The organism is Zobellia uliginosa, from assembly GCF_018860745.1.
Lineage (GTDB): Bacteria > Bacteroidota > Bacteroidia > Flavobacteriales > Flavobacteriaceae > Zobellia > Zobellia uliginosa_B.
The window spans coordinates 87,301-99,230 of record NZ_JAHKPY010000015.1 but is presented as its reverse complement, the minus strand read 5'-3'; the positions used below and the strand labels follow the sequence as shown (position 1 = coordinate 99,230).

Genomic DNA, 11,930 nt, shown 5'->3' with positions numbered 1-11,930 from the left:
TAAATGGATAGATTTAGAAGAAAATCTATCTTGTTTAAGAATCTTTAAAGAGAACAGCTTTTGAAACTACACCTATCCACTCCATCTAATAAACTATTGCATAATAATATTCAGATTACAGGCTCAAAAAGCGAGTCTAACCGCTCTTTGTTGTTGCAGGCCCTGTACTCCAATATTAGCATTGATAACCTTTCCAACTCAGATGATGCAGAGGTCATGCAAAAGGGGCTTAAGATAGAAAAAGGATTGGTGGATATTCATCATGCAGGTACGGCAATGCGCTTCCTAACTAGTTATTTTGCTTCTCAAGAAGGCAAGGATGTAACACTTACGGGATCGCAGCGAATGACGGAAAGACCCGTAAAGGTTTTGGTTGAGGCATTACGTGATTTAGGAGCTGATATTACTTACGAAAAAAATGATGGCTACCCGCCCATTCGTATAATAGGGAAGAAGCTAAGCAAAAGCAAAGTTAGTCTTCCTGCAAATATCAGTAGTCAATATATTTCTTCACTTTTATTGACGGCTCCAAGTCTAGAAAACGGATTGGAATTAGAACTCGTAGGTAAGATAACGTCTGTTCCGTATATAAAAATGACTCTGGCTCTTTTATCACAAATAGGGGTAAAGAATTCATTTGAGGGAAACACTATAAAAGTGGCTTCTATGTCAACCGTTGATAATGTAAATTTAGTTGTAGAGTCTGATTGGAGCTCTGCTTCTTATTTCTATAGTATCATTGCGTTAAGTGATGTTGGGAGTGAAATTACCTTATCAGCTTATAAAAATAATAGTCTGCAAGGAGATAGTGTACTTCAAGAATTGTATACTGAATTTGGTGTAGAAACAAAGTTCAGCGAAAATAACGTAGTTCTTAAGAAAATTGAAGGTCCAAAATCCACGAAGGTTCAATTTGATTTGAGTAATGCTCCTGATATAGCACAAACCATTGCTGTTACTTGTTTCGGTTTGGAAATGGAATGTCATTTAATTGGTCTGCATACGCTTAAAATTAAAGAAACGGATAGATTGGAGGCCTTGTATACGGAACTATCTAAATTAGGCGCTAATATTACGGTTACAGACAAAGAGCTAACTATAGGATTATCGGATAAAATAAATGTAGATGTTGCCATTGATACCTATAACGATCATAGAATGGCCATGGCGTTTGCACCTTTGGCTATGAAAGTGCCATTGTACGTGAACGATGCTGAGGTGGTATCAAAATCTTACCCGGATTTTTGGAAAGATTTAGATAAATTGGGTCTTTCTTCAAAAACGGTTTAAACCTCTTTAAATCAGAATATTAAAATGATTTTTTGTTTTTTTAAGGTCATCTTCATAGGCTAATTTACTATTGTAAGAAGGTAAGCATCAATATAATCTGTGTTTTACTTGACAACCCCTATGTGCACATCGTATATTTGCAACCGCAAAACTTTTAACAAAATTTCATAGATGAAACTATCGCACTTCAATTTTGAATTACCGGATAATCTATTGGCTGAATATCCTGCTGAAAACAGGGATGAGTCCAAATTGATGGTTATTCACCGTGAAACCGGAAAAATAGAGCATAAAATGTTCAAAGACCTTATCAATTATTTTGATGAAGGCGATGTAATGGTTTTGAACAACACTAAGGTTTTTCCAGCCCGTTTGTACGGTAATAAAGAAAAAACCGGAGCAAGAATCGAAGTGTTTTTGTTACGTGAATTAAATGAAGAGCAACGCCTTTGGGACGTTCTTGTTGATCCTGCCCGTAAAATACGTATAGGTAATAAATTATACTTTGGTGATGACGAGACGTTGGTAGCTGAAGTTATTGATAATACTACATCTAGAGGTAGAACATTACGTTTTCTTTATGATGGATCTTATTTAGACTTTAGAAGAAAATTGCGTGATTTAGGTCAAACACCATTACCTAAGTACATAAAAAGAGATGTAGAGCCGGAAGATGAAGAGCGCTACCAGACTATTTATGCAAAGCATGAAGGTGCTGTTGCAGCACCAACTGCAGGTCTTCACTTTTCAAAACACTTATTGAAGCGTCTTGAAATAAAAGGCGTGGATTTTGCTGAGGTAACGCTTCACGTTGGTTTAGGTACATTCAATCCTGTTGAGGTTGAGGATTTGTCTAAACACAAAATGGATAGTGAAGAGCTTGTTATAGATGAGAAAGCTACAGAGGTAGTGAACAGTGCCAAATTAAGAAAGAAACGTATTTGTGCTGTGGGTACTACAGTAATGCGTGGACTTGAAAGTGCTGTTTCTTCAGATCATACGTTAAATACTTTTGACGGGTGGACGAACAAATTTGTTTTCCCTCCTTATGATTTTAGTATAGCAAACTGTATGGTGACTAACTTTCACTTGCCTAAATCTACATTGTTGATGATGGTATCTGCTTTTATAGGTCATGATTTAATGAAGAAAGCATATAAAGAAGCCATTTTAGAGCAATACAAGTTCTATTCGTATGGTGATGCAATGCTAATAATCTAGTTTACCGAACTGGTAATATCATAAATTTTTAAACCCTTCTTTATATTTTATTGAAAGTATAGAAGGGTTTTTAGTTTCTAAAATGTGAAGGCACAAAAAAAGGACATACGGGCACTTACCAAAGAACAATTGCGTGATTTCTTTGTTTCCAATGGGGATAAAGCTTTTCGTGGTAATCAAGTGTATGAGTGGTTATGGCAGAAATCGGCTCATTCTTTTGAGGGTATGACCAATATCTCAAAAGAAACCAGAGATATGCTAGAAGCTAACTTTGTAATCAATTATATTAAGGTAGATCAAATGCAACGAAGTAATGATGGCACCATAAAGAATGCCGTTCGCTTGCATGATGATTTGGTGGTTGAATCTGTGCTTATTCCTACAAAAACTAGAACTACAGCCTGTGTTTCAAGTCAAGTAGGATGTAGCCTTGATTGCAGATTTTGTGCTACCTCACGTTTAAAGCGTATGCGTAACTTAAATCCTGATGAAATCTATGATCAGGTGGTTGCTATAGATAACGAAAGTCGTTTGTATTTTGATAAACCCTTGAGCAATATTGTTTTTATGGGTATGGGTGAGCCACTAATGAACTACAACAACGTTTTAAAGGCTATTGATAAGATTACTTCTCCAGAAGGTCTGGGAATGTCTGCTAAGCGCATTACAGTTTCTACTTCTGGTGTGCCTAAGATGATCCGTAAAATGGCAGATGACGAGGTAAAATTTAAACTCGCAGTTTCATTACACTCTGCTATTGATGAAATTAGGACATCTATAATGCCTTTTAACGCTACATTTACCCTAAAGGACCTTAGGGAGGCATTGGAGTATTGGTACGCGAAGACTAAAAGTAGAATTACTTATGAGTATGTGGTTTGGCAGGGGATAAATGATGCTCAAAAGGATGCAGATGCATTGGTAAGCTTTTGCAAATTCGCACCTTCCAAAGTGAACCTCATTGAATACAATCCCATAGATGACGGGGAATTCCAACAAGCTTCAAATAGTGCCATTGATATGTACGTAAACACGTTGGAAAGAAATGGTATTGTTGTAACCGTGCGCAGGTCTCGCGGAAAGGATATTGATGCAGCCTGTGGTCAACTTGCCAACAAACAATAGGAACAGCAAAGTTTTTGCCTTTTATCCTCGTTGTAACTTTTGCAAATTTCTCATACGAGCAATTGTAATAGGTTAATCTTTCACCCTTTTTGTGAATACTAGTGTAACCATACGATGTACTCTTTTCTTTTTACCTAAATTTATGCGCTAAAGTTTTTAGCTGATAAAACTCGATTTTTTTTGAAAATAGTATCTCAAATAAAGGAGCCCGTAAATCACGAAATGGAACTTTTCGAGGAGAAGTTCCGTGATGCAATGTCCTCAAAAGTGGCACTACTGAACCGCATAACGTATTATATTGTAAACCGAAAGGGAAAACAAATGCGGCCTATGTTCGTATTTCTTACGGCCAAGATGCTTAACAATGGTAAGGTTAACGAGCGTACCTATCGTGGTGCATCGGTAATAGAGCTCATTCATACAGCTACGTTGGTGCATGATGATGTAGTTGATGAAAGTAATAAGCGCAGGGGTTTTTTCTCTATAAATGCACTCTGGAAAAATAAGATTGCCGTTTTGGTGGGCGATTATTTATTGTCAAAAGGACTTTTACTGTCCATAGATAATGAAGATTTTGACCTTTTGAAAATTATTTCTGTTGCAGTAAGAGAAATGAGTGAGGGCGAGTTGTTACAGATTGAAAAAGCCCGTAGGTTAGATATAACCGAAGAAGTATACTACAATATAATTCGTCAGAAAACAGCAACTCTAATAGCAGCTTGCTGTAGTTTAGGAGCTTGTTCAGTTCAGCCTAAATCTCCTGATGTAGAGACTTTTCGTAAATTTGGTGAGCTCTGTGGAATGGCGTTCCAGATAAAAGACGACCTATTTGATTATGGTGAAGATAAGATAGGTAAGCCCACGGGAATTGATATTAAAGAGCAAAAAATGACACTGCCTTTAATTCATACGCTTAATATTTGTTCAAAAAAAGATAAAAAGTGGCTTATCAACTCCGTAAAAAACCACAATAAAGATAAGAAGCGCGTTAAAGAGGTTATTGCTTTTGTAAAGGATAATGGAGGCTTGGATTATGCTGTTCAAAAAATGCTTCAATTTAAGGAGGAAGCTCTAAAATTATTGTCTACATACCCTGAATCTGAATATAGAAATTCACTTGAATTAATGGTAAACTATGTGGTAGATAGAAAGAAGTAACCTATAGATAGTACGCTCTTAACGATTATCAATATAAAAAACCTTCGAAAAATTACTGTTAAAGAGCAATCTTTCGAAGGATATTTTTAGGTACTTAAACTTAGTTTATAGCATCTCGAAGGAAACGGATATAGTGTATATTCTTTTTTTGTCTGTATTCCCATAATAAATGGACTCAGTTATTTTCTGTGTATTGGTATCACTTAGGTATATGGCTTTGCCAATCTTTCTTCCAATTTTGTTGGCAATAGCAGTGGCTTTAACTTTTGCATCGTCAAAAGCAAATTTGGCATAATTTGCTAATTGGTCATTATCTATAAAAGCTTCTAATGTGGTGTCCGAACGCGTTACGCCCATAGCTTTTACATTCAAAAATTTTTGCATTTCTTCAAGAGATTTTGTTTTGAATTCATAAACAGTACCTTCTTTTTCATAACCTAAAAGTGAGTAGTATAGAGCGTTCTCTAATAGCAGGTCTTTATTTATACCTGCTTTCTCTAATTTCGCTAGGTAACCAGATTTAACCTCTTCAAGGCTCATAGTCTGTGCGTCGTAATATACATTAGTCAAACTCACAATCATTTTGCTGGAGTATTCGGGAGATAAGTTATATTCATATGAACCGGTCACACTAATATTATTCTGGAAATTGTTTTGTGCAAAAGTCATAAAAGAGAATACTAATAGGGTTATGCTTGTAATTACTTTTTTCATGATGTTATTTTATAATGATTACTTAAAATGTTAAATGATTTGTTTTTAAACATTTAGACTACAGAGAATAAAAAAGAGGCGACGATCATCCATGCACCTACGGCTATGCCCAAAAGGCCTAGTTTTCCCTGTTTTGGTGCTATTTTGGCACGCAATTCTTCCGCTTTAACTCTTGCTGCGGCATTATTAGATAGAAATAGCTTGTTGATTAGGCCAGAGCCTAGCATAAAACCTAATCCTGCAGATACTAGATTCCCTGCCAAAAAGGTAGTCCACCAAACAGGAGATGTACTTAGCCATCCTAAATTTAAAACGGCTGTAACAATGCCCCAGATTCCCCAGAAGCAGAATATAATCCCAATCCATCCTTGGTAGGGTTCTACTTTTTCAAGAAGCTCAGCGGCGTTAGGTTTTTTTGAAAGTAATAAGGATGGTACTGCTACGATACTTAATAAAACTAATGCAATTCCCCAGATCATAATTATGTTTTTTAGGTTTGTAAAAGGGTTAAAAATCTATAGGACAAAGTTGCGGAAATGGGTTGTGCTAAAATTCCCTTCCTCTAGCGAAAATGATATCACTGAAAATAGGGGGTAGCGCTTTTCTGTTTATCTTTGTTGGACTTGTTTCCATCTAAAATTTTCAAAAATTGATTTCAAAAAATACCATTGACAAAGTTTACGAGAGCGCCCGCTTAGAGGAGGTTATTGGCGACTTTGTACAATTGAAAAAATCAGGATCTAACTTTAAAGGGCTTAGCCCTTTTTCTGATGAGAGATCACCAAGCTTTATGGTTTCTCCTGTGAAACAAATTTGGAAGGATTTTAGCAGTGGCAAAGGAGGGAATGTGGTTGCATTCTTAATGGAGCATGAACATTTTACCTATCCAGAGGCCATTAAGTATTTGGCCAAAAAGTACAATGTTGAAATAGAGGAAACAGAACGCACGGACGAACAAAAACAAGAAGCGAACGAGCGCGAAAGTATGTATTTGGTTTCTGAATTCGCTCAGAAGCATTTTGCTCATATGCTGTGGGATACAGAATTAGGTAAGGCCATAGGGCTTAGTTATTTTAAAGAAAGGGGCTTTACCGAAGAGACCATTAAAAAATTCAATCTTGGTTATTGTCTTGACCAATGGGACGGTTTTACCAAAGCAGCTTTTGATAAAGGATACAAGCTAAAGTACCTGGAGCAAACAGGGCTGACCATTGTTAAGGAAGATACGCAGAACCCGAATAATCCCAGAACATTTGATCGTTTTAAAGGAAGGGTAATGTTTCCCATTCATTCTATGAGCGGTAGGGTTCTTGGTTTTGGCGGACGTATTCTTGGTAATGATAAAAAAGCTGCCAAATACCTTAACTCTCCAGAAAGTGATATCTACCATAAAAGTAAAGTGCTTTATGGTATTTATCATGCCAAACAATCCATAGCAAAAGAGGATAATTGTTATTTGGTAGAAGGCTATACAGATGTTATTCAGTTTTACCAGAGGGGAATTCACAATGTAGTGTCTTCTAGTGGTACGGCTCTAACGCCAGAACAGATCCGCTTAATCAATAGGCTAACAAAGAACATAACCGTTCTTTTTGATGGGGATGCAGCCGGTCTACGTGCATCTCTGCGCGGAATAGATTTGATACTGGAGCAGGGAATGAACGTAAAGGTCTGTACTTTTCCAGAAGGAGAGGATCCGGATAGTTTTTCCAAAAACAACGCGCTAGAAGACGTACAGCATTATTTAGAGGAGAAATCTCAAGATTTTATACAGTTCAAAGCGGGGCTTTTGGCGCAAGAAGCGGCCAATGATCCAATAAAGAGAGCGGATACGGTTAGAGACATCATTCAAAGTATCTCAAAAATACCCGATGCCATAAAACGGGAGATATATATTCAGGAGTGTGCTAACATTATGAAGGTGTCAGAAGGGGTGTTGTTCACTACTTTGGCGCAAATGGGTAAAAAGGGCGCTTCGGATATGACTAAGACTCAAAAACCGGATCAAAGGGCTTTTGATGTTGTTAAGAATGAAGCTCCGCAGCAAAAAGTAGATGTACAGTATTTACTAGAGCGAAAAATTATAGAACTACTCTTATTATATGGTAATGAAAAGGAAGAATTTGAGGATTTGGTGCTTAAGGAGAGTGAGTCCGGAGATTTGGTATTGGAACCGGAATCTATAGAAGCCAAGGTCTACGAAAAAATATATTTGGATTTGCAGGATGATGAAATAGAGTTGGCAAACGAGCAGTTCCGCCAGATATACTCTAAGCTCATAGAAGCACTGAACCAGAATACGGACTTTTCCATTAGTACATTTTTAAGTGGTCTAGACCAGCAATTGGTCTCTGAAATATCCTCGATTTTAATGGAGGAAGAAAAATATGCACTACATAGTTGGGAAAGAAAAGATATCTACCCAAAAGAAAAGAAAGTGGGGGTGGCCCAGCTCGTAAGTGAGACCATTTTAACTTTGCGTTGTTTTCTTATTAAAAAACGTATGACCGCATTGCAGGACAATACCAAGGAAAGTCAGGAAGACCACAGGGAAACCTTAGAGGAAATCATGAACTATCTACAACTTAATAAATTACTGAACAAAAAACTGAACCGTGTGTTTTCTTAACCTCGGTTTGGTTCTATTTAAATTTTAGGCATAAAAAAACCCTAACGAAATCATCAGGGTTGGTACACGTTACGAATGTAAACTTTCTAATAAAGTTCTAGTGCTTTTGCTTGTTGCAAAAGGTCTACCATATTGTCTACGTTTAATTTCTTCATTAAACGAGCCTTGTAGGTACTCACTGTTTTTTCGTTTAAGTTCAAGCCGATGGCAACATCTTTGTTACGCTTTCCGCTTGCTAATAACTTAAGTACTTCAACCTCACGGGTAGAAAGTTTTCTAAAGAACCTTCTTGGTTTCTGGGTACCTTCGTCAAAAGCCAAACGCTGCGCAAGTTCATTAGTAATGAACATATTGCCTTCGCTTACTTTTTTAACTGCTGTTATGATGTAGTCTATGTCTGAGGCTTTTGAAAGGTATCCAAAGGCACCTGCGCGAATTGTACTAAGTGCATATACGTCTTCAGATTGACCGCTATACATTAATACTTTTACACTAGGGTGTTCCTTTTTGATTTTTCGCAGCGTGGCGATTCCGTTAATTTCCGGAATGTCCATCTCCAGCATTACTACATCAGGATTAACACTCTCCAATTTCTCGAAGAGCTCAGAAGTGGTGGATACCGCTCCCACCATTTCAAATCCATTAGCAGATTCAAGAACATTTGTCACTCCCATTCTAATTATAGGATGGTTGTCTGCAATTAATACTTTAATCATGTTGATAGTTTTAATCTAGATTATAAACGCTCGTTAGCCCGTCTAAAATACTGACATGCAATGTAAGGTTTAAATATCTAATTCTTTAAACAAAACTGGTGTTTTTTTCATAAATACGGCCTGTTTTATGAATTTATTCGATTAGATTACCGTATTTATGGATATATTGCTAAAATAGCTCGTGCGGTATTTCGCAAACAGGTATCGGATTCATCTTGTGCTGGTTGGCAGAATTGAATTTGGTATAAATTAAGAAGACTTCCTTCTCTCTGCCAGTAAAATCGCTCAAAAGTTTTCCTTCATCCTGCATTTTCATTGCCCATTCTAATTCTGGATAACTTGCTCCTATCTGATCTTCATCAGTCCTGTCGTCTCCCCATAGGCCATCTGTAGGTGCTGCTTTTTGAATATCGGTATTGATATTCAAATACTTGGCAATCTCGTAAACTTGTGTTTTCAATAAATCGGCAATAGGACTTAAATCCACACCTCCGTCGCCATATTTGGTGTAAAATCCTACACCAAAGTCTTCTACCTTATTTCCAGTGCCCGCTACCAGATATCCTTCTAATGCTGCAAAATAATATAGGGTTGTCATGCGCAAACGGGCTCTGGTGTTAGCTAACGACATAAAACGTTCTTCTTCGTCGTCTACTGTCGGAAGCGAAGCAACAAGGCTATCAAATACAGGGGTAAGGTTTACAGGTTGTCTTTTTACCTGGTCAAAATTCTTTTGAAGCCAATCTATATGTCGTGATGCGCGAGATACCTGACTCTCCGCTTGGTGTATGGGCATTTCCAAGCACATAAGCTTAAGACCGGTTTTAGCACATAGCGTAGAGGTTACTGCGGAGTCGATTCCTCCTGATATTCCAATGACAAAACCTTTCATTTTTGCGTTTGCCGCATATTCCTTTAACCAGTTTACTATATGATCTACTACCTTTTCTGTTTGCATAGGATGTTCATTATGTCTAAATCGACTAACTTTGTGACCTTAAAAATAATGCCTTGCAGTTAAATATTGAAATGTATCGGAAATTACTTTGCAAACAAATAGGCTTTTTGGCCATTTTTACGATTTTGGTCATGTTTTTTGGATGCAAACAGAGTCCGAAGGTGTCTGAAGATGTCAAGAATATTAAAATTGATTTAAAAGTGGATAGGTTTGATTCCGAATTTGCGGCTGCAACACCGGAGAATCTTTCCGTTTTGAAAGGAAAATATCCTTACCTCTTTCCAGAGAGATATGCAGATAGTGTTTGGGTAGCTAAAATGAAAGATACTATTCAGGTGGAATTACTTTTTGAGGTAGAAAAGGAATTTTCGGATTTTTCTCAAGAAGAACAATCCCTGAAACTCCTTTTTCAGCATATTAAGTATTACTTCCCAAAATTTGAATCACCTAAAGTAGTAACTGTAATATCAGATGTAGATTATAGCAATCGCGTGATTCTTACGGATAGTCTGTTGTTGATTGGTTTGGATAATTATTTGGGCCCGAAACATAGGTTTTATAGAGATATACAAAAATATATAAGTGCTGATTTAGACAGGCAATATATAGATGTAGATGTTGCTGGTGCTTTTGCTAAAAAGGTTGTGCCCAGGCCTCAAGAACGCACATTTTTAGCTCAGCTTGTGTATTATGGCAAGGAACTTTACTTGAAGGACAAACTATTGCCATTAGCATCGGATGCCCAAAAAATAAACTATTCAGAGGAGCAGCTCGTCTGGTCAGAAGCCAATGAGCAAGCTATATGGCGCAATTTTATAGAGAGTGAGTATCTCTACAGCACCGATAATACATTGGCACGGAGGTTTTTAGACCCTGCTCCGTTTTCAAAATTTGGATTAGAGCTGGATAATGAATCTCCAGGGCGTATTGGGCGCTACATAGGGCGGCAAATAGTACGGGCGTTCATGGCTAAGAATGAGGTAACGATACAGCAGATGCTGAACTTACCTGCAGAGGAAATATTTAAAAAATCAAATTACAAACCCAGAAAATAATATGGCAAAGCTTCATACTTCAGAAATAACATTAAAGGTAGGTTTAGATGAAAATCAGGTGCCCGAAGAACTTACTTGGTCCGCACAAGATGGCGGGATAGAGAATGAAAAAGCCAAAGCAATGCTGTTATCCGTATGGGACAGTAAGAATCAGGAGTCACTAAAGATTGACCTTTGGACGAAAGATATGCCAGTTGATGAAATGAAAGTTTTCTTTCACCAAACTTTGGTTTCTTTGTCTGATACTTTCATGAAAGCTACGCAAGATGAAAAAATGACGGCAACAATGAAAGATTTCTGTGCGTATTTTGCAGAGAAGCTAGATTTGAAATAAAGTTTTTTTAGTTTGCCATCGGTACTTCCATTAGTAGTATTTTTGAATTTTCAATAAAAGTGAAATCAATATGGTCTGTATCTTCAATCCCTAGACCATCTCTTTTTTCTAAGGAAACATTATTCGCAATGCACTTACCTTCTAATAGGAAGATGTAAACTCCATTGGCATTATTTTTAAGTATATAGGTTTTTACTAAGTCCTTGTCAAATTCCCCTAATAGGAACCATGCATTTTGATGTATCCAAATGCCCTCATCATCGGCATTTGGAGATACGATCTGGTGCAATTGATTCTTTAAACGATTAGGAGTAAGTGTTATTTGGTCATAACGGGGCGTAACATTTGCGGTTTTAGGAAGAATCCAAATCTGTAGGAACTTTACCTGGGCATCTCCGCTCTTGTTTTTCTCGCTGTGTTGTATGCCAGATCCCGCGCTCATGGCTTGGATGTCTCCTTGACGAATTATGGTAGTATTACCCATATCGTCCTTATGTTCTAAATCACCTTCTAAAGGAATAGAGATGATTTCCATATTGCTATGTCCGTGGGTTCCAAAACCCATTCCTGCAGCAACTTCGTCATCGTTTAAAACTCGTAATACGCCAAAACTCATACGTTCTGGGTTATGATAATTGCCAAAGCTAAAGGTGTGGTAACTATTTAGCCATCCGTGGTTGGCGTGCCCTCTTGTGTCTGCTTTGTGAAGTGTTGTTTTCATGAAATGTAA

General features: G+C 37.3%; 12 protein-coding genes. 7 read left to right on the top strand and 5 right to left on the bottom strand.

Annotated features, from left to right (window positions below; translation table 11 throughout):
* Window positions 1-60 precede the first annotated feature (60 nt).
* The 4 genes from KO521_RS19880 to KO521_RS19865 all read left to right on the top strand — a co-directional run bounded on the left by KO521_RS19880 (window position 61) and on the right by KO521_RS19865 (window position 4,794).
* Window positions 61-1,290, top strand: a complete 1,230-nt coding sequence (locus KO521_RS19880) for a 3-phosphoshikimate 1-carboxyvinyltransferase (RefSeq protein ID WP_215941666.1) — start codon at window positions 61-63, stop codon at window positions 1,288-1,290.
* A gap of 171 nt (window positions 1,291-1,461) precedes the next feature.
* Window positions 1,462-2,511: a tRNA preQ1(34) S-adenosylmethionine ribosyltransferase-isomerase QueA gene (queA, locus tag KO521_RS19875; protein ID WP_215941665.1), complete on the top strand. Its 1,050-nt coding sequence runs from the start codon at window positions 1,462-1,464 to the stop codon at window positions 2,509-2,511.
* 84 nt (window positions 2,512-2,595) lie between these two features.
* Entirely contained in the window at window positions 2,596-3,636 is a 1,041-nt protein-coding gene (gene rlmN / locus KO521_RS19870; RefSeq protein WP_215941664.1) for a 23S rRNA (adenine(2503)-C(2))-methyltransferase RlmN, read from the top strand.
* A 180-nt stretch (window positions 3,637-3,816) separates the two neighbouring features.
* Window positions 3,817-4,794, top strand: a complete 978-nt coding sequence (locus KO521_RS19865) for a polyprenyl synthetase family protein (RefSeq protein WP_215941663.1) — start codon at window positions 3,817-3,819, stop codon at window positions 4,792-4,794.
* A 105-nt stretch (window positions 4,795-4,899) separates the two neighbouring features.
* Here the strand turns inward: KO521_RS19865 and KO521_RS19860 are convergent, their stop codons facing one another.
* On the bottom strand, window positions 4,900-5,508 hold the full coding sequence (locus KO521_RS19860; RefSeq protein WP_215941662.1) for a hypothetical protein: 609 nt from the start codon (window positions 5,506-5,508) through the stop codon (window positions 4,900-4,902).
* Between the two features lie 53 nt (window positions 5,509-5,561).
* Window positions 5,562-5,987: a hypothetical protein gene (locus KO521_RS19855; protein WP_215941661.1), complete on the bottom strand. Its 426-nt coding sequence runs from the start codon at window positions 5,985-5,987 to the stop codon at window positions 5,562-5,564.
* A gap of 170 nt (window positions 5,988-6,157) precedes the next feature.
* Between KO521_RS19855 and dnaG the strand changes: the two genes are divergently transcribed.
* A complete protein-coding gene (gene dnaG / locus KO521_RS19850) occupies window positions 6,158-8,137 on the top strand; it encodes a DNA primase (RefSeq protein ID WP_215941660.1) in 1,980 nt (659 codons plus the stop codon).
* Window positions 8,138-8,223: 86 nt separating this feature from the next.
* Here the strand turns inward: dnaG and KO521_RS19845 are convergent, their stop codons facing one another.
* On the bottom strand, window positions 8,224-8,853 hold the full coding sequence (locus KO521_RS19845) for a response regulator (RefSeq protein ID WP_215941659.1): 630 nt from the start codon (window positions 8,851-8,853) through the stop codon (window positions 8,224-8,226).
* A gap of 169 nt (window positions 8,854-9,022) precedes the next feature.
* Window positions 9,023-9,811 (bottom strand): NAD(+) synthase, encoded by a 789-nt coding sequence (gene nadE, locus KO521_RS19840; protein ID WP_215941658.1) that lies wholly within the window; start codon window positions 9,809-9,811, stop codon window positions 9,023-9,025.
* Between the two features lie 53 nt (window positions 9,812-9,864).
* Between nadE and gldB the strand changes: the two genes are divergently transcribed.
* Together gldB and gldC are read left to right on the top strand one after the other, a co-directional pair.
* On the top strand, window positions 9,865-10,866 hold the full coding sequence (gene gldB / locus KO521_RS19835; RefSeq protein WP_252730135.1) for a gliding motility lipoprotein GldB: 1,002 nt from the start codon (window positions 9,865-9,867) through the stop codon (window positions 10,864-10,866).
* Between the two features lies 1 nt (window position 10,867).
* Window positions 10,868-11,200 carry a gliding motility protein GldC gene (gene gldC / locus KO521_RS19830; RefSeq protein ID WP_215941657.1) on the top strand — a complete coding sequence of 111 codons (333 nt, stop codon included), beginning with the start codon at window positions 10,868-10,870 and terminating at the stop codon, window positions 11,198-11,200.
* A 7-nt stretch (window positions 11,201-11,207) separates the two neighbouring features.
* Here the strand turns inward: gldC and KO521_RS19825 are convergent, their stop codons facing one another.
* A complete protein-coding gene (locus tag KO521_RS19825) occupies window positions 11,208-11,921 on the bottom strand; it encodes a pirin family protein (protein ID WP_215941656.1) in 714 nt (237 codons plus the stop codon).
* Window positions 11,922-11,930: the final 9 nt, after the last annotated feature.